This is a genomic window from Nocardiopsis sp. CA-288880 (genome assembly GCF_050955985.1).
Taxonomy (GTDB): Bacteria; Actinomycetota; Actinomycetes; order Streptosporangiales; family Streptosporangiaceae; genus Nocardiopsis; species Nocardiopsis tropica.
Genome location: NZ_CP192105.1, coordinates 7,375,117 through 7,391,655 on the forward strand (window position 1 = coordinate 7,375,117; position 16,539 = coordinate 7,391,655).

15 protein-coding genes are annotated in these 16,539 nt (G+C 73.8%); 5 read left to right on the forward strand and 10 right to left on the reverse strand.

Annotated elements, in window-relative coordinates:
• The 5 genes from ACQPYD_RS31815 to ACQPYD_RS31835 all read right to left on the reverse strand — a co-directional run bounded on the left by ACQPYD_RS31815 (nt 1) and on the right by ACQPYD_RS31835 (nt 3,038).
• The gene (locus ACQPYD_RS31815; protein ID WP_433699047.1) at nt 1-789 is read right to left on the reverse strand and encodes a DUF4429 domain-containing protein; all 789 of its coding nucleotides are present in this window, start codon (nt 787-789) and stop codon (nt 1-3) included.
• 66 nt (nt 790-855) lie between these two features.
• The gene (locus ACQPYD_RS31820; RefSeq protein WP_433699048.1) at nt 856-1,851 is read right to left on the reverse strand and encodes an ATP-binding cassette domain-containing protein; all 996 of its coding nucleotides are present in this window, start codon (nt 1,849-1,851) and stop codon (nt 856-858) included.
• A 98-nt stretch (nt 1,852-1,949) separates the two neighbouring features.
• Nucleotides 1,950-2,507 carry an N-acetyltransferase gene (locus ACQPYD_RS31825; RefSeq protein ID WP_433699049.1) on the reverse strand — a complete coding sequence of 186 codons (558 nt, stop codon included), beginning with the start codon at nt 2,505-2,507 and terminating at the stop codon, nt 1,950-1,952.
• Between the two features lie 98 nt (nt 2,508-2,605).
• Complete coding sequence (locus ACQPYD_RS31830; protein ID WP_433699050.1) at nt 2,606-2,728, reverse strand: SapB/AmfS family lantipeptide; 123 nt, start codon at nt 2,726-2,728, stop codon at nt 2,606-2,608.
• A 187-nt stretch (nt 2,729-2,915) separates the two neighbouring features.
• Complete coding sequence (locus tag ACQPYD_RS31835) at nt 2,916-3,038, reverse strand: SapB/AmfS family lantipeptide (RefSeq protein ID WP_433699051.1); 123 nt, start codon at nt 3,036-3,038, stop codon at nt 2,916-2,918.
• Nucleotides 3,039-3,241: 203 nt separating this feature from the next.
• On the opposite strand from ACQPYD_RS31835, the gene ACQPYD_RS31840 reads away from it, so the two are divergent.
• Together ACQPYD_RS31840 and ACQPYD_RS31845 are read left to right on the forward strand one after the other, a co-directional pair.
• Nucleotides 3,242-4,105 (forward strand): GNAT family N-acetyltransferase, encoded by an 864-nt coding sequence (locus ACQPYD_RS31840; protein WP_433699052.1) that lies wholly within the window; start codon nt 3,242-3,244, stop codon nt 4,103-4,105.
• Nucleotides 4,102-4,959 (forward strand): ABC transporter permease, encoded by an 858-nt coding sequence (locus ACQPYD_RS31845; RefSeq protein WP_433699053.1) that lies wholly within the window; start codon nt 4,102-4,104, stop codon nt 4,957-4,959. Before ACQPYD_RS31840 ends, ACQPYD_RS31845 begins: the two co-directional genes overlap by 4 nt.
• A 220-nt stretch (nt 4,960-5,179) precedes the next feature.
• Here the strand turns inward: ACQPYD_RS31845 and eda are convergent, their stop codons facing one another.
• From eda to zwf, 3 genes are all read right to left on the reverse strand, one after another.
• Complete coding sequence (gene eda / locus ACQPYD_RS31850) at nt 5,180-5,812, reverse strand: bifunctional 4-hydroxy-2-oxoglutarate aldolase/2-dehydro-3-deoxy-phosphogluconate aldolase (RefSeq protein WP_433699054.1); 633 nt, start codon at nt 5,810-5,812, stop codon at nt 5,180-5,182.
• Between the two features lie 152 nt (nt 5,813-5,964).
• The gene (gene edd / locus ACQPYD_RS31855) at nt 5,965-7,800 is read right to left on the reverse strand and encodes a phosphogluconate dehydratase (RefSeq protein WP_433699055.1); all 1,836 of its coding nucleotides are present in this window, start codon (nt 7,798-7,800) and stop codon (nt 5,965-5,967) included.
• Nucleotides 7,797-9,278 carry a glucose-6-phosphate dehydrogenase gene (gene zwf / locus ACQPYD_RS31860; RefSeq protein ID WP_433699056.1) on the reverse strand — a complete coding sequence of 494 codons (1,482 nt, stop codon included), beginning with the start codon at nt 9,276-9,278 and terminating at the stop codon, nt 7,797-7,799. Before zwf ends, edd begins: the two co-directional genes overlap by 4 nt.
• Before the next feature lie 205 nt (nt 9,279-9,483).
• On the opposite strand from zwf, the gene ACQPYD_RS31865 reads away from it, so the two are divergent.
• The 3 genes from ACQPYD_RS31865 (at nt 9,484) to ACQPYD_RS31875 (ending at nt 13,689) form a co-directional block, all read left to right on the forward strand.
• Nucleotides 9,484-10,671, forward strand: coding sequence for an ROK family transcriptional regulator (locus ACQPYD_RS31865; protein WP_433699057.1), 1,188 nt, complete (start codon nt 9,484-9,486; stop codon nt 10,669-10,671).
• Nucleotides 10,672-10,984: 313 nt separating this feature from the next.
• A complete protein-coding gene (locus ACQPYD_RS31870; protein WP_433699058.1) occupies nt 10,985-11,659 on the forward strand; it encodes a hypothetical protein in 675 nt (224 codons plus the stop codon).
• Nucleotides 11,660-12,102: 443 nt separating this feature from the next.
• A complete protein-coding gene (locus ACQPYD_RS31875) occupies nt 12,103-13,689 on the forward strand; it encodes an LCP family protein (RefSeq protein ID WP_433699059.1) in 1,587 nt (528 codons plus the stop codon).
• A gap of 402 nt (nt 13,690-14,091) precedes the next feature.
• Here ACQPYD_RS31875 and ACQPYD_RS31880 read toward each other — a convergent pair whose 3' ends face one another.
• Together ACQPYD_RS31880 and ACQPYD_RS31885 are read right to left on the reverse strand one after the other, a co-directional pair.
• A complete protein-coding gene (locus ACQPYD_RS31880) occupies nt 14,092-15,153 on the reverse strand; it encodes a hypothetical protein (protein ID WP_433699060.1) in 1,062 nt (353 codons plus the stop codon).
• A gap of 351 nt (nt 15,154-15,504) precedes the next feature.
• The gene (locus tag ACQPYD_RS31885; RefSeq protein WP_433699061.1) at nt 15,505-16,332 is read right to left on the reverse strand and encodes a hypothetical protein; all 828 of its coding nucleotides are present in this window, start codon (nt 16,330-16,332) and stop codon (nt 15,505-15,507) included.
• Nucleotides 16,333-16,539: the final 207 nt, after the last annotated feature.

Genomic DNA, 16,539 nt, shown 5'->3' on the forward strand with positions numbered 1-16,539 from the left:
TCAGGCCTCCTCCGGCTCCTGCCGTGTCCGGCGCCACGGCAGGGCGGGGAACGCGCGGCCGCCCTCGACGGCCTTTCCGCGTGCGGTGGGGTGCGGGAGCAGCGCCGTGACGGCCGTCGCCACGACGGCCGTGGTCCCGCCCTCGTAGTCCGTTCCCCACAGGCTCCAGTGCACCGCGAAGGGGTCGTACCTGGGCGGGACCGACTCGGTCCTGCCGAAGGGGACGAACCGCAGACTGCCGTCCTCGCCGCTCGCGACGGAGGTCCACCGGACCTCGGCGATCTCGTCCAGGGCGAGCCGCTGGGGACCGGCCGCCCGCTTGGCGGACTCCGCCTTCCAGTTGGGCCGCAGGTAGACGTGGGCGCCGTCGAAGACGACCGAGGCGTCGCCCGCGTCGGCGCGGACCGGGGCCGCGGGGGCCTCGACCAGGTAGCGGTCGGGGTCGGTCGCGTCGCCCGGCGCCAGGGCGGCGATCTCCTCGGTGACGGTCTCGGCGAGGTACTCGGCGACGAGGGCCTTCTCCTTGCCCACGCGCAGCTGGTAGGGGTCGCCGCTGCGGCTCAGGTGCCCGCCCGTCGCCTCGGTGAAGGGGTCGGCGCCCGGACGCGGGTGGGCCCGGAGCGTCCCGCCCCTGCGCCGGGGCTCGAAGACGACGCCCGCCAGCGCGGGCAGCGGCAGCGACACCACTCCGAGGCCGCGGCGCAGGGGGTGGGCTCTGCGCCCGGGGGTGATCCACAGGGCCGCCCCGTCGAAGGACCACGACCCGTGACGCGCGCTTACCTCAGCCATACGGACATAGTAGGGGCGGGCACGCGGCCCGGGCCGCGGCAGCGGCGGCGGGCGCACGGTCCGGACTCAGCGCCCGGGGCCGCCGACCAGCGGTCCGGCCCCTTCGCGGCCCTCCCGGGCGGGGCTGTCGATCCCCCGCCCGGTGTGCGCCAGGAAGACGTCGTCCAGCGAGGGCGATCTGACCTGGACCGATGTGATCTCCGCGTCGACCTCGGAGAACACGCGGGGGACGAACCGCCGCCCCCCGGCCACCGTGAACCAGACCGTGTCGCCCTCGACCACCGGGGCGAGGCCGAGCCGTGTGCTCAGCTCCTCCCGGAGGGCCTCCGGGTCGCGGGCGACGATCTCCACGCGGTCCCGGCCGATCTGCGCCTTGAGTTCGGCGGGGCTGCCGACCGTCACGATCTCCCCGCCGTCGATGACGGCGATCCGCCCGCAGTTCTCGGCCTCCTCCAGGTAGTGCGTGGTCATCAGCACGGTGATGCCCTCGCCCTCGTTGAGTTCCCGGACGCGGTCCCAGATCGCCTCGCGGGACCTCGGGTCCAGCCCGGCCGTCGGCTCGTCGAGGAACAGCAGGCGGGGGCGGTGGAGCAGGCCCCGTGCGATCTCCAGCCGCCGGCGCATGCCGCCGGAGTAGGTCCCGGCCAGCCTCTCCCGGTCCTCCCACAGGCCCACGTCCCGGAGCGCCCGGGTCACCCGCCCGTCGACCTCGTCGGACGGGACGCCGTAGATCTCGGCGTGGAACTTGAGGTTGTACCAACCCGTCAGGTACCGGTCGAGGGTCTGCTCCTGGAACACCAGACCGATGCTGCGGCGCACGTCGGGACGCTCGCGCACGATGTCGAACCCGGCGATGGAGCCCGTCCCCGACGTCGGGGTGATCAGGGTGGAGAGCATGCCGATCAACGTGGACTTGCCCGCCCCGTTGGGGCCGAGGAGGCCGAACAGCTCCCCCGGGGCCACCTCCAGGTCGACCCCCTTGACCGCCTCGACCTCGCCGAAGCTCTTGGCCAGGCCGCGCGCGCGTACCATCGCCTCCGGGCCGGAACCGTCCGTCGCCATCGTCGTTCACCGCTCCTCCGCTGGTGGAGCGCCCGGTCCGGGACGGACCCGGGCGCGTTCTCCCTCCGACGCCTCCGGGCCCGGGCCGGGCCGCGCGGTCAGGCGGGGAGCCCCTCGCCCGCGCGGACCCGCACGAACTCCGCGCCGGTCCGCTCCCACGCCTCCCGGTAGACGGCGAAGACGTGGGCCGTGCGCAGTTCCGCGCCGTCGAGGACGTACTCGGGCAGGGACCCCTCCAGCCGGACCTCGGCCCCGGTCCGCCGCAGGGCCGCGAGGTCCTCGTCCAGGGTCCACAGGTAGAGCTTGCGCAGGTTCCACATCGAGAACGCGTAGTTGACGGTGAGCGCGTAGGCGTCGGCGGCCCCGTCCGGCCCCAGTTCCCGCTCGTCCGCGACGAGGGAGCCGCAGCCGTGGCGGGCCTGGGAGTTGAAGCCGTGCACGGAAGCGTAGCCCGCGACCCGCCCGGACCCCGGGGCGTGCAGGAGGAACTGGGCTCCCACCTGGTCGTACCTGCCGGGCCAGAGGGCGGCGAAGACGTCGCGGCCGGGAAGGCCGTCCACCCCGTGGCCGGCGAGCTCGTCGCGCACCGCCCCGCCCCGTCTGGTGCCGGTGGCGGCAAGCCTCACGCCGACCGTGTCGAGGTGGGGAAAGATCATCGCGTTCGGCCTCTCTCCCGTACCGGTTCGTCGCGGACCGGCCGGGCGTGCGGGGGAACGCTGCGAAGAGGGTCCTCACAGCGTTCCCGGAGGAACGGCTACTGGGGCTGGGTGATCACGTCGCCGCTGCAGCCGACGAGGCTGAGGCCGCTGTTCAGCATCACGCTCTCGTCGACGGCCACCTCGAAGGCCTGGAGGTCGAGGACGTCGGAAAGGGCCATTTTTCCTCCTGAGAAAGAAAAACACGGGGGATACCTACGGGAGGGAAGATAGGAGAAACCACGGCCGACCACAAGAGATGGCTCCGCCCGGCGCCCGGTGCGAAGTCCGGCCGTGCAGAAGCCGTCTCCGCACCGGGATCACGAGATGGGACGACCGGTTGAATCCCGTCAAATACCGGTCAGGCGGTCAACTCGGCTGGGTAATGACGTCGCCGCTGCAGCCGATGTAGCTGAGTCCGCTGTTGAGGAGGACTTCGTCCTCCAGGCCGATGTCCATGCCCTGAAGGGAGAAGACGTCGGACAATGCCATGGCGTCCACCTTTCTTCGATGGTCCGACAGTTCCGCCCAGAACCTAGACCGGCAATACCGTCGGCGACAAGGAGGGCATTCCCCGCGCACGTCCCGCCGGCGGGACAGGAATACACGGCGGAACCCGGTACCGTTCCGGACCCCGTACGCACCCCTCCGGCGCGGACGGGAGGCGACCCGGGAGAACGGCCCCCACCGACCCCGTGCGCATCGGGTCCTTCCGTGCCAGGATGTCGCCCCCACGGGCCCCGAGCCCGCGGCAGGCGGAAAGGACGCAACGGCCGACGATGACAACCCCCCACCTCGAAACCCCTCGTGTCCGCTTTCGTCCCATCGACGAGGAGAACGTCCTCGATCTCTACCAGCTCCTCCTGAAGCTCGGCATGGAGACCCTTCCGTCCCGGGACAACTTCGAGTCGTCGTTCAGGGCCGTGGACGATTCAGAAGTCACCGTGCTGCAGATCGAGACGAAAAAGGACGGCGAGGTCCGGGGATTCGCATCGATCCGGGAGCACAGCCCGGCGGGGCACGCGAAGATCGGCATCTTCATGGATCCCCACGGAATTCCGGTGGGCGTCGGAGCGGAATCCATGATGCTCCTGGTGAACTATGCCTTCACCCGCTGGGAGGATCTCAGAAAAGTATACGCACTGACGACGGACGCGAGCCTGATGCATTTCGGGTCCGCCCTTTTCGCGACACCCAGGGAGGCCACCCTCCCCGGGCACGTGTATTTTCGGGGACAGCTGTGGGACCTCCACTACTATTCCGTCTCCCGGGAGTCCTGGGCGGGCACGGGGGCCAGACTCCTCACGAGGATGGCGGGCGGCCGGGAGGGCTCCGGCTCCGTGGAGAGGGGGTCCGCACCGGTGTGGACGGAAGTGACGGACGTGGGGACGGCGGCCGACCCCGGCGCCGACGGGAACGCCCCCGGGCTCACCGGGGCGGGGACCGCGGGGCATCCGGCCGGAAGGCTCCCCGGGCGCCGCCCGCTCCCGTGGCCGGACGGGGAGAGGGTGCCCCCTCGCCTCCCGAGCAACCCCCCTGACGAGAAGGACACCCGATGACGGCCACGCGGCTCCGGCCCGCCCCCACCTCCCCCTTCGGGCTCGGTCACGACCTGCGCACGATCAGGGTGGTGCTCAAGCGCGACCTCTTCCGCTTCGTCCACGACGTCAGCCGGGGCGTGGCGATGCTCCTGCAATCGGTGATGTGGCTGTTCGTGATCGGCGTGGGCTTCGGCTCGCTCATCCCCCGCGGCGAGGACGACCTGCCGCTGACCGCCGTCATGTTCCCGGGCGTGATCGTCATGACGGTCATCGGCACGGCGGTGTCCTCGGCCGCGACCATCGTCACCGACCGCGAGGTCGGCTTCCTGCGGGGCATGCTCGTCGCGCCGGCCAAGCGCTCCGCGCTCATCCTGGGCAAGGTCCTGTCCGGCGCGGTCCTCGCCACCCTCCAGGCCTGCCTGATCCTCGCGGTCGCGGGGCTGGCGGGGGTCCCCTACGCACCGGGGCTGATGCTCACCCTGTTCGGGCTCACCTTCATGGTCGGGCTGACGGCCTCCGCGATGGGCGTCTTCATCGCCGTCTCGGTCAAGGGCAGCGAGGCGTTCATGGGCATGGCCCAGCTCGTCATCTCGCCCCTGGTCCTGTTGTCGGGCGCCATGTTCCCCATCGGCAACCTCCCCTCCTGGCTGGCCGCGATCACCCTGGTCAACCCGATCACCTACGTCGTCGACCCCATGCGCCAGGCGGTCTTCGCCCACCTCGACACCTCCCCCGCGACCGAGGCGCTGTTCAACCCCGGGATCACGTGGTTCGGCTGGCAGATCCCCTGGGCGGCCGAGGTCGGACTCGTCGCCGGGGCCGGCGCGCTCCTGGTGTGGCTCACCGTGGTCCGCTTCAACCGGTCGGAGTAGGCGGCGCCGCGAGCGGGGCCGCCCCCGTCGGTCCCCGACCACGCGGCGGGCCGGCGCCAGGCGTCCGGCGGGTGTGGGACGGGCGTCGGCGCGGGCGGTGCGGGGCGTCGAGGGCCTTCCGGTGCGTCGGTGCGGACGTCGCGATCCGCACCGGAACCGGAAGGCCCTCGTCGCCCGTGTCGGGTGGGGCGGTCGTCACCGGCCTCCGCGGCCGGGGCGCCTAGAGGGCCGCGGCCTCCGCGGCCAGGCGGGTGACGCGGCCCCAGTCGCCCGCCGACACCAGGTCGGCGGGGGTCAGCCAGCTGCCTCCCACACAGCCCACGTTGGACAGGGCCAGGTAGGAGGGGGCCGACGCCGCGGTGATCCCCCCGGTCGGGCAGAAGCGCACCTGGGGCAGGGGACCCGTCAGCGACTTCAGGAACGCCGCGCCGCCCGCGGCCTCGGCGGGGAAGAACTTCAGCGCCGAGAGGCCGCGCTCCAGGAGCGCCATCGCCTCGGACACGGTGCCCACCCCCGGCAGGAAGGGCAGGCCGGTGTCGGCCATGGCCGAGGCGAGGTCGGCCGTGCACCCGGGGCTGACCAGGAACCGCGCGCCCGCCTCGGCCGCCGCCCGCGCCTGTCCGGGGGCGACCACGGTGCCCGCGCCCACGACGGCTTCGGGCACCTCGGCCGCGATGCGCCCGATGGCCTCCAGCGCGGCCGGGGTCCGCAGCGTCACCTCGATACCGGGCAGGCCGCCGGCGACCAGGGCGCGGGCCAGCGGCACGGCGGTCTCCGCGTCCGAGACCACCACCACCGGCATCACCGGGGCGAGGTCGAGGATGTCCGCGCCCGAACGGGGGCTCGTCGTCATGTGCGTCTCCGTCTGTGTGGTGGTGCGTGGTCCGGTGCGGGCGCACCGGCGGCCGCCCGCGCCGGAGCGGGCGGCCCGGGGCGGGGCGGGCGCGCCGCGGACCGGTGGGCCGGTCCTTCCGCGCGCCCGCCGTCCGCCGCGTGGGTCGGGGGTCAGAAGACCCCGGCGCCGGCCTCCGCCGGTCCGACCACGCCGCGCAGGGCGGCGAACAGCTCCCGGCCGGTGCCGGTCGAGGAGTCGGCGCTGGGCTGCGCGGGCTCGCGCCCGGAGAGGTCGGCCAGCACCTCCAGTGTGCCCGCGGTGGCGTCCAGCCTGATCAAGTCGCCGTCGCGCACGTACGCGAGGGCGCCGCCCGCGACCGCCTCGGGGGAGACGTGGATGGCCGCGGGCACCTTGCCGGAGGCCCCGGACATGCGCCCGTCGGTCACCAGGGCGACCTTCTGGCCCCGGTCCTGGAGCACCGCCAGCGGCGGGGTGAGCTTGTGCAGCTCGGGCATGCCGTTGGCCCGCGGCCCCTGGAAGCGCACCACGGCGACGAAGTCGCCGGTGAGCTCGCCCGCGGCGAAGGCGTCCTGGAGTTCGGCCTGGTCGGCGAAGACCCGGGCGGGGGCCTCGACGACGCGGCGCTCCGGTGCGACCGCGGAGGTCTTGATGACGGCGCGGCCCAGGTTGCCCGAGAGCATGCGCAGGCCGCCGTCCGGCGCGAAGGGGTCCTCCACCCCGCGCAGCACGGTGGTGTCGCCGCTCTCCTTGGGCCCGTCACCCCAGGTCAGGGTGGTCCCTTCGAGACGGGGGGTCTGCCGGTAGCGGCCCAGTCCCCCGCCCATGACGGTCTGCACGTCCTCGTGGAGCAGGCCGGCGTCCAGGAGGGTGCCGATCAGGTAGGCCATGCCGCCCGCCTCGTGGAACTGGTTGACGTCGGCGGCGCCGTTGGGGTACATGCGGGTGAGCAGCGGCACCACCTCGGACAGGTCCGCGAAGTCGTCCCAGGTCAGCTCGATCCCGGCGGCACGGGCGATGGCCACCAGGTGCAGGGTGTGGTTGCTGGAGCCGCCGGTGGCCAGCAGGGCGACCACCGCGTTCACCAGGGCCCGCTCGTCGACCTGAACGCCGACCGGGTTGTGGGAGCCCCCGAGGGCGGTCTGCCCGAGCACGCGGCGCCCGACCTCTGCGGTGAGGGCCTCGCGCATGGGGGTGCCCGGCTGCTCGAAGCTCGCCCCGGCCAGGTGCAGGCCCATGACCTCCATGAGCATCTGGTTGGAGTTCGCGGTGCCGTAGAAGGTGCAGGTGCCGGGCGAGTGGTAGGCGGCGGACTCGGCCTGGAGGAGTTCGCGTCGGTCCGCCTTGCCCTCGGCGAACTTCTGCCGCACCCGCGCCTTGTCCTTGTTGGGCAGGCCGGAGGGCATGGGGCCCGCGGGCACGAACGCCACCGGGAGGTGGCCGAAGGAGAGCGCGCCGATCAGCAGGCCCGGCACGATCTTGTCGCACACCCCGAGCATGAGGGCGCCGTCGAACATGTCGTGGGACAGCGCGACGGCGGTGGCCATCGCGATGACGTCCCTGCTGAACAGGGACAGCTCCATGCCCGCACGGCCCTGGGTGATGCCGTCGCACATGGCGGGCACCCCGCCCGCGAACTGGGCGACGCCGCCCGCCTCGGCCACGGCCGCCTTGATGAGGGCCGGGTAGGACTCCAGCGGCTGGTGCGCGGAGAGCATGTCGTTGTAGGAGGAGACGATGGCCAGGTTGGGCTTGACGTCGCCGGCCAGGGCGAGCTTGTCGGAGACGCCGCAGGCGGCGAACCCGTGGGCGAGGTTGGCGCAGCCCAGTGCGGTGCGGGCGGGCCCCCGGCCCGTCGCCTCGTCGATCCTGGCCAGGTACGCGGACCGGGTCCCGGCGCTGCGCTCGGCCAGGCGGCGGGTGACGTCGGCGACGACGGGGTGGACTCCGGGTCCGTACCCGGTCGTCCCATGGGTGTGCGCGGTCATCGGGGTTGCTCCTCTTCGTGCCACGTGCGGCCGGTGCGGCCGATGAGCCGGTGCGCGCCCTCGGGGCCCGCGCTTCCGGCCGGATAGGTCTCGGGGGTGGTGTCCGTGCTGTTCCAGGCCTCGATGATGGGATCCACCCAGCGCCACGCGGCCTCGACCTCGTCGCGGCGCATGAAGAGGGTGGAGTCCCCCGTCAGCACGTCCATCAGCAGCCGCTCGTAGGCCTCGGGCGAGCGGGTGGAGAAGGTGTCGGCGAAGCTGAGCTCCAGCGGCACGGGCCGGAGCCTCAGCGCCCCCGCGCCGGGCGTCTTGGCCAGCATGGTGAGGTGTATGCCCTCGTCCGGCTGGAGGCGGATGACGAGGCTGCCCGCGCCGGGGGCCGTGTCGGTGCCGGGGAAGATCGTGTGCGGCACCTCCCGGAAGCGGATCACGATCTCCGAGCGGGCGTGGCCCACGCGCTTGCCGGTGCGCAGGTAGAAGGGCACGCCGGCCCAGCGCCAGTTCGCGATCTCGGCGCGCAGCGCCACGAAGGTCTCCGTGTCGCTGACCGCCGGCCCGCCCGCCTCGTCGAGGTAGCCGTGGACCTCGGCCCCCTGGACGGTTCCGCGCCCGTACTGCCCCCGGGCGGTGTCCTCGGCGACCCGGTCGCCGGTGACGGGCCGCAGCGACTGGAGGACCTTGAGCTTCTCGTCGCGGACGGCCTCGCGGTCGTAGCTGGCCGGGGGCTCCATGGCGGTGAGGCAGAGCAGTTGCAGGAGGTGGTTCTGCACCATGTCGCGCATGGCGCCGGAGGTGTCGTAGTAACCGCGCCTCCCGCCGACCCCGACGGTCTCGGTGGCGGTGATCTGCACGTGGTCGATCCAGCGGGAGTTCCACAGGGGTTCGAGGAAGACGTTGGCGAACCGCAGCACGAGCAGGTTCTGCACGGTCTCCTTGCCCAGGTAGTGGTCGATCCGGTAGATCCGCTGCTCGTCGAAGACGGCGCCCACGGCGTCGTTGACGGCCCGGGAGGAGGCGAGGTCGCGTCCCAGGGGCTTCTCCATGACCACGCGGGACCCGGGGGTGGCCAGACCGGCGCCGTCCAGCCCGCGGCAGATGTCGCCGGAGATCATGGGCGGGACGGCGAGGTAGAAGACCCGGTCGCGGCCCGGGTCGAGGGCCGCGGCGAGGGCGGCCCATCCGGAGGGGTCTCCGCCGACGTCCACGGTGACGTGGGAGAGGCGGTCGAGGAAGCGGCGGAGCACGTCCGGCTCGACCACCTGGACGGCGGGGTGGCCGCGGACCGCCGAGGAGGTCTTGTCCCGCAGGTCGGCGTCGGTGAGGCCGTCGCGCGAGACGGCGATGACGCGCGTTCCCCCGTCCAGGTGGCCGTCGCGGTCCAACAGGTAGAGGGAGGGGAGGAGTTTACGCATGGACAGGTCGCCGGTGCCCCCGAAGACCACCAGGTCGGTGGGGCGGGGCGCGGACTGCTGCGACATCTTCGGGCTGCTCCTGCGGGGAGGGAGAACGGAGAGGGGTGCTGCGACGGGGGGCGGTGCGGGAGGAGGAACGGCCCTCGGGGTCCGGGGACGTTCGCCACTTTCGACCTTACGCCCGACTATGGTAAAAAACCAAGCACACTTGAGAACACTTCTTTACATAACCTCCCAGTCTTCGAGGCTTAACCCCATGGTTGAATGAGATATGGCCAGAACCCCCGGACGCCTTTCCTCTGCTGCCACCAGCGGCCACATCCTGGAGCTGATCCGCTCCGGCGCCGCGACCAGCCGGTCCGAGATCGCCCGGGTCACGGGCCTGTCCCGCCCCTCCGTGGCCCTGCGCGTCACCGAGCTGATCGGGAGCGGCCTCGTCACGGAGGGGACCGGAGCCGTCTCCAGCGGCGGCCGGCCCCCCACCCTCCTGGAGTTCAACGCCGGCAGCGGGCTGATCCTCACCAGCGCCCTCGGCATGGCCCGCAGCCAGGCGGCCGTGTGCGACCTCAACGGGGACGTCCTCGTCCGGACGCCCGGCTCCCCCGACATGGAGAAGGGGCCCGACGCGACCCTCCCCTGGCTGCTCGACGTGTGGTCCGAGCAGCTCGCCTCCCTCGACCGCGGGCCCGCCGACGTGCGGGGCGTGGGCATCGGCCTGCCCGGCACGGTCGAGTTCCACGCGGGGCGCGCCGACGACCGACCCTTCCTGGGCAAGTGGGCGGGGGTGGCGCTGGCCCCGCTGGTCGCCGAGCGCTTCCCGGTCCCGGTGACGGTCGACAACGACGTCAACGTGATGGCCCTGGGCGAGCACATCGCCGGCGGGCACGGCCACCCCGACGACATGGTCTTCGTGAAGGCCTCCACCGGGATCGGCGCCGGACTGCTGTCGGGGGGGCGCCTGCTGCGCGGCTCCCTGGGCGCCGCCGGGGAGATCGGCCACATCCCCGTGCGCGACGGCGGGGGCCTGCCCTGCCGCTGCGGCAACACCGACTGCCTGGAGGCGGTCGCCGGCGGTCGGCGGCTCCTGGAGCTCGCGGCGGAGCGGGGGCGGCGGGCCGACACGCTCAAGGACCTGGTGGCCCTGGCCGTCGGCGGCGACCCCGTGGCCGTGACCCTCGTCAGGGAGGCCGGACGGCGGCTCGGCGAGGCGCTCGCCGGCGCCGTGAACCTGCTCAACCCCGAGGTGATCGTGCTGGGCGGGGACCTGTCGGAGGCCTACGACCACCTGGTCGCGGGCGTGCGCGAGGTGGTGTTCCAGCAGTGCACGGCCCTGGCCACCCGGCAGTTGCGGGTCGTGGCCAGCTCCCTGTGGGACGACGCCGGCGTGCGCGGCTGCGCGGCGATGGTCACCGAGGAGATCCTGTCGCCGGAGTCGGTGAACAAGCTCCTGGCCGGGTGACACCGGATCGCGGGGCTCTGTCCACAGGCTGTGGACGGAGGGTGTCGCCCTCCGCGCGACCGGGCATTCCGAAGGAGGGGCCCTGCGGTCCCGCACCGCCCGGCCCCTCCCGCCCGACCCCACCCAACCCTGCGATCACCGGCATGACCTGCGACGACGCTCTCGGCGGCGGGCGTCCGCCCCGCGTTCGCACTTGACAATCACCCCCGATGTGGCGAATAGTCGCCCAGCACCGGTCCCCGCCCCCGCACATCCCCAGTCACCGCCCCGTGACCGCACCCCGTGCGGACCCCCGCCCGGAAAGGTCCTTCCCGTGCTTCTCGAGAACCCGCTCGCGTTGATCCTGCTGGGAGCCGGAATCAGCCTGGCCACCAGTGTCGTCGTGACCGGCCTCCAGGCCCGCCACATCAGGCGCAACGACATCCGCACCTCCTCCCGCTCCTCCGCGCGGAGCCTGACCAGCGCGTTCATCGCCGAGCGCGACTCCGACGGCCGCCAGGAGGGCTTCGTCGCCGAGGCCGAGCTGACGGTCATGTCGATGACCGACCGCAAGACCCGCGAACGGCTGCGCGACGTCATCCGCCTGCTCCGCGAGCGCAACCTCCCCGAGATCGAGGAGCTCAGCGGGGTCAAGGCCGAACGGGCCAGACAGCTGCTGTGCGACCACGCCCTGGAGGTGCTGGGCGCGCACCTGCGCTCCGAGCGGCTGCCGGAGGTCCCCGACCCCGTGCGCAGGATGCTGACCGTCGAGGAGGAGGCGCTGAGCATCCACTCCGGTGAGACGCCGCGCCCCGTCGAGCCCATCGCCAAGAGCGCCGTGACCGCGCGGCCCCGGCACACGGGCGCCAAGCCGGCGGCGCGGAAGCCCGCCAAGGCGACCCCCGCCAAGCCCGCGGCCAAGCCCGCCGCGAAGTCCGCCGCCAAGGGCGGCCGATCCGCCGACGCCGCGGAGGGATCCGAGAAGGAAAGCACCTTCTGGGACGACTGACCGAAGAAGCCGGTTCGTTGCGTGTGATCCCACCGTGAGGCTCTGATCCTCCGTGTACACGGCGGGTCAGAAGTGATTCTTGCGGGCACAGATGAGAAAGTCGGGCGCAAGGCGCCAGCAGGCCATCACCCGACGAAGGAATTGTGCTGCGCAATTGTGGTCAGTAGCCCCGCTCGCGGACATCCCGAGCGCGCAAACGAAGAGAACTTCACCTAGGATCTCTGCCACACGCGGGTTTCCGTGTCGTCGGCCGCGTCCCTCCCACGGTCCGGCCGATGCCCCGTGGGCCGCACCCGGACGTCCGGGCTGCCCCGGGCCGCTCGACCACCCGCCCCAGTGTCCCGCGCGACCTCCGCCCTCCCCCAGACACGGACTCGTGGCCTTTCGGTCCCCTGTCCGACCGTTGGCACGTCCCGCTGTCCGAACTCACCGAGATTGCAACGATGCCCGCTGACGAGAATTCCTCCGCCGGTCCCGGCGCGGACAAGACCCCAGACGAGACACCCGAGAAGACACCCGGCTCGGACCCCGGCCCCGGAGCGGAGCCCTCCGCGGCCGGTCTGCCCGGAGCGGACGGGACCGGGGAGGCCGGCGACGACGGGGTGAACGCGCCGGCGTCCGCCGACCCGGCCCCGGGCAGACCGGGGGGCGACGTGCGCTCCGGCGACGAGGGCGTCTCCGGGGCTCCCGCCGCCGAGGCGGGCGCGGAGGCCCCGGAAGCATCGGAGGGGTCCGGCGGAGCCGGGGCCCCCGCCGCCCCGGACGGCGACGGTGCCCCTGACGGCGGAGGCGCCGGCGAGGGCGGAGGCGCCGGCGAGGACGGCGCGGAGACCGCGCCCTCCCCTCCCCCCGGCCCGCGCGGGCGCCGCCGGGGCCGCCGGATCGCCGTGTGGACCGCGGCCGTCCTCGCCGTCCTCCTGGTGGCCGGGGTCGCCTCGGCCTACGGCTACTACCACTTCCTGCGCTCGGGCATGGTCCGGCACGACCTGGACACGGCGCTCAAGGAGGAGGACCGGCCCGACAAGATCAGCGACGCCGTCAACATCCTCTTCATGGGTTCCGACGGCTACGAGGAGGGCTCCACCGCGTACAGCCAGGAGTTCGAGGGCGAGCGCTCGGACTCGATCATGCTGGCCCACATCTCCCCCGAGAACCGGGTCTCCGTGATCAGCTTCCCCCGGGACTCACTGGTCGAACTGCCCCAGTGCGACGCCTACGGCAACACCGAGGGCACGTACGGCTACTTCGGGATGGTCAACGCGGCCATGTACCACGGCGGCCCGCCGTGCGTGGTCCGCACCATCGAGTCGCTGACCGACATCCGCATCGACCACTTCGTGCACCTGAGCTTCATGAGCTTCCGGGACGTCGTCGACGCCATCGGCGGCGTCGACATCTGCATCCCCGAGCCGATGAGCGACCGCCGGTCCCGGCTCGACCTCGACGCGGGACAGCAGACGCTCAACGGCGACCAGGCCCTGTCCTTCGTCCGCGCCCGCTACGAGATCGGCGACGGCGGCGACATCGGCCGCATCGACCGGCAGCAGATGTTCCTCGCCGCCCTGGCCGACCAGGTGACCAGCAGCGACGTCATGACCAGCCCGACCAAGCTCAACGGCATCCTCCAGGCGGTGGCACAGCACAGCGCCACGGACCAGGAGCTCACGCTCGACCGGATGCTCTCGATCGCCGTCACCATGGCCGACGCGGACCTGTCCGACATCGAGTTCCACACCGTGCCCTGGTACCAGGCGCCCTTCGACCCCAACCGGGTGATGTGGCACGAGCAGGAGTCCGCGGAGCTGTTCGCCGCGGTACGGGAGGACCGGCCCCTGCCCGCCCTGCTCGCGGCCGACGACGCGCCCGCGCCGCAGGAACCGCCGGACTCCTCGCCCACCCCCGTGGACGCGGCCTCGGCGAGCGACGCCCCGGACGCCGCCGAGTCGGCCCGGCCCGGCGGGGGGCGTGACGCCACGTCCAACCCGTGCGCCGACGGCCTGGGCTTCGGCACCGGCGAGGAAGAGGAGTAGGAACCCGTCCGGTCCGCCTCCGCGTGGGGACGGACCGGGCGGACGGCGGGAAGCGGCCCCCGGGCCGGTGGGACGCACGGTCCGCACCGGCCCGGGGGCCGCTCCGCTCGTGGGACGCGGGGCCGGCCCCGCCGCGGGGCGGTTCCGCGCCCCGGGCACGTTCCCCTCCGCCCCCGTCCGGGGCGCTCCCGCGGGCCCCGCCCCGGACGGGGCGTGGCCCCGGACGGTGAGCGTCCGGGGCCACGGTCGGCACCTCGTGCGGCGGGGACACGCCCTGTCCCGCCGGTACGCGCCGCGGAACCCCCACAGTCCCGTCGGCGCCTCGGTCGGCGGGACGGTCCCGCGCGCCGCCCGAGGCCCTGTGCGCCCGCCACGACCGGCGGGCGCACGTTCCGGAGGAGGTCAGACGGCCCCGGAGGGCAGCAGGCCGGTCACCTGGCCGGCGTCGAAGGTCGGCTGCCCCAGCTCGGGCAGGCCCCGCACCCCGACCAGGTCGTTGCCCAGCGCGTCCTCGCGGACCAGGCCGGTCACGGCGTCGGTCGTCTCGGGGGCGGCGAGGGGCAGCACCTCGCCGGGGGCGGGCAGTTCGGGCAGGCCCAGGTCGCCCGCGGACAGCGCGGTCTGCGGCAGGGTGGAGGCCGCCAGGTCGGCGGTGCCCGCCAGGTCGACGGGCAGGGCCTCGGCCGCGCCGCCGGTCGCCTCCGTCCCGGCCATGGGCAGCACCACGTCGTCGGACAGGACCAGGTCGGTGATCAGGTCGGCCTTGCCGCCGGTCAGGTCGGTGTTCTCACCGCTGAAGGGGCCGGTCGGGGAGTCCGAGGCGGCCATGGGGAGGGTCGCCCCCCGGCCCGGGAGGGGGGCGTCGAGGGCGTTCAGGCCGCTCCCGACCTCGTGGACGCCCTGCTCCGCGGTCGCACCGACCTCGGAGACGGCCGCGCCGACCGTCTCCGCCGGTCCCCGGACGGGCAGCGTCGAGGCCCCGTGGCTCTGCGGCTGGGTGCCGCCGCCCAGGCCCAGCCCCTCCAGGACGCCGAGTCCTCCGACCAGGTCGGCCACCGGGTCCGAGCCCTGGCTCAGCGGAAGGGACCCGGTCGCGGCGCCCAGGTCGAGCGGGCCGACGTTCGCGGAGTTCTTCTCGTCCCCCTCCAGGGGCGCCGAGACGTTGTCTCCGACGACGTGTCCGACCACGTCCCGGGGGTCGGCCTGCCGGGGGGCGGACTGCTGCTGGACGTCGGGCTGGGCGGAGATCTTCCCGGGCTGGACCTTGACCAGGTCGCCCAGGGGGGTCGAGACGCCCTCGGTCAGCTGTGCGGGCACCCGGCTGCCCAGGTCGCCGAGCTGGAGTCCGTCCGTGACGCCGCCGAGGGTGTCCGCCCCGGCGACTCCGGCCCCGAGGGCGACGAAGCCGGCGGTGCCGGCGGCCACCAGCAGGGTCTTGGCGGTGGTGCGGGCGGTGGTGAACATGTGTGAGTCCTTCCGAGGTGGTGCGCGGTTGTCAGGGGGACGGCGGGGCGGGTGTCGTGTCCCGCCGTCCGTGGCCCCGCTCCCCCGCGGGGGAGGGGCGCCGTGCGGTTCGAGCTCTCCGGCCGGGGAGCCCGGCGCGCCTGGAGGGCGCGCGGCGCTCTGCCGGTCGTCAGTCGTGGGTCTGGCTGGCCGACGGCTGACGTGAACCCCGCTGTCGGGAAGCGTGGCTCACGTCAACCCCCAGAGAGTGCCGGGTTCGTCGCTCACCGTGATGACGCGGGAGCGGCCCGGGGCTGGGAGGGGCGTGCCGAGAGGAAGGTCGCCGGACGTGCCGGACGTGGGGTCGCGCCGCTAGTCGGGCGAGAAGGTCGGCTCGTCGGCGGACTCGGCGGGCGCCGAGCGCAGGACGTGCCGGGCGGCCTGGAACAGGCCGGGGGACGGGGCCGGGGCCCCGTGCGCGGTCAGGTAGCCCGCGACGAGTGCGCCGCCGGGTGTGCCCGCCCCACCGGGGGCGGAGGGCGCGGCGGCAGCGGCGGAGGTCGACGGGGCGTCGTGCCCGACGGGTGCGGCGGGCGCCCCGTCGGCACGGTCGGCGTCCTGTCCCGTCCCGGGGACCGGGTGGGCGGACAGGGACGGCGGGTGGACCTCGTGCACCGGGGGCACGCCGTCGTCCTCGACGGCTTCGGCCGTCCCGCCGCGGGCTCCGCCGTCGGAACCGGCCCCGGGCCGCTGCCCGTCCGCCGGGGGCGTCGGCACGGCCTCCTCCTGGAGGCGCCGCTCCACGGGGTCCGTGACCACGTCGACGGTGTCGCGGACCTGCCGGGCGACGTCGGCTCCCCCGTCCTGCGCTCCGGGGGCGACCGCCGCGGAGGCGTCGGACACCACCTGCGCGGTGCCCTCCCCGAGCGCGGCGACGGTTCCGGCCAGCGGCGCGCGGAGCCCGGTCGGCGCGATCGGGACGTACTCCCCGGTATGCGCCTCGGCGGTGGTTCCGGCCTGGTAGACCAGGGTGGTGGCCAGGGAGTGCTCGTCCGCCCGCGCCGCGTCGGACGCCGCCGTCCAGGTGGCGACCATGAGGCCGCAGAGGAGGGCGGCGAGCAGCAGCGCCCGCCGGACCGGCGCGGGAAGCACGGCGGTACGGGCGCCTGAGGCGCTCGTGGAGCCGTGGATTCCAGTCACCGGGGTTCCTTCCACCGTGGGACTCGGGGGCCGACGCGCGAGGGCGGGCCGGTGCCGGGAGCGGTGCCGGGGGCGGCACGGTCCGGGCCGTCGGACGCGAGGTCGGCAAGACCTTCGTGCGTCGACTGACCGCGACGTTAGCATGAATTACACGACCGGAGCCCCGAATCCACAGGAATTCCCACCCTCCCGAACAGGCTTCTGATC

Excerpts from the sequence above, each read along its gene's own strand:
- ACQPYD_RS31815 (WP_433699047.1), bottom strand. The coding sequence starts at position 789 with ATGGCTGAGGTAAGCGCGCGTCACGGGTCGTGGTCCTTCGACGGGGCG.
- ACQPYD_RS31820 (WP_433699048.1), bottom strand. The coding sequence starts at position 1,851 with ATGGCGACGGACGGTTCCGGCCCGGAGGCGATGGTACGCGCGCGCGGC.
- ACQPYD_RS31825 (WP_433699049.1), bottom strand. The coding sequence starts at position 2,507 with ATGATCTTTCCCCACCTCGACACGGTCGGCGTGAGGCTTGCCGCCACC.
- ACQPYD_RS31830 (WP_433699050.1), bottom strand. The coding sequence starts at position 2,728 with ATGGCCCTTTCCGACGTCCTCGACCTCCAGGCCTTCGAGGTGGCCGTC.
- ACQPYD_RS31835 (WP_433699051.1), bottom strand. The coding sequence starts at position 3,038 with ATGGCATTGTCCGACGTCTTCTCCCTTCAGGGCATGGACATCGGCCTG.
- ACQPYD_RS31845 (WP_433699053.1), top strand. The coding sequence starts at position 4,102 with ATGACGGCCACGCGGCTCCGGCCCGCCCCCACCTCCCCCTTCGGGCTC.
- eda (WP_433699054.1), bottom strand. The coding sequence starts at position 5,812 with ATGACGACGAGCCCCCGTTCGGGCGCGGACATCCTCGACCTCGCCCCG.
- edd (WP_433699055.1), bottom strand. The coding sequence starts at position 7,800 with ATGACCGCGCACACCCATGGGACGACCGGGTACGGACCCGGAGTCCAC.
- zwf (WP_433699056.1), bottom strand. The coding sequence starts at position 9,278 with ATGTCGCAGCAGTCCGCGCCCCGCCCCACCGACCTGGTGGTCTTCGGG.
- ACQPYD_RS31865 (WP_433699057.1), top strand. The coding sequence starts at position 9,484 with ATGGCCAGAACCCCCGGACGCCTTTCCTCTGCTGCCACCAGCGGCCAC.
- ACQPYD_RS31875 (WP_433699059.1), top strand. The coding sequence starts at position 12,103 with ATGCCCGCTGACGAGAATTCCTCCGCCGGTCCCGGCGCGGACAAGACC.
- ACQPYD_RS31880 (WP_433699060.1), bottom strand. The coding sequence starts at position 15,153 with ATGTTCACCACCGCCCGCACCACCGCCAAGACCCTGCTGGTGGCCGCC.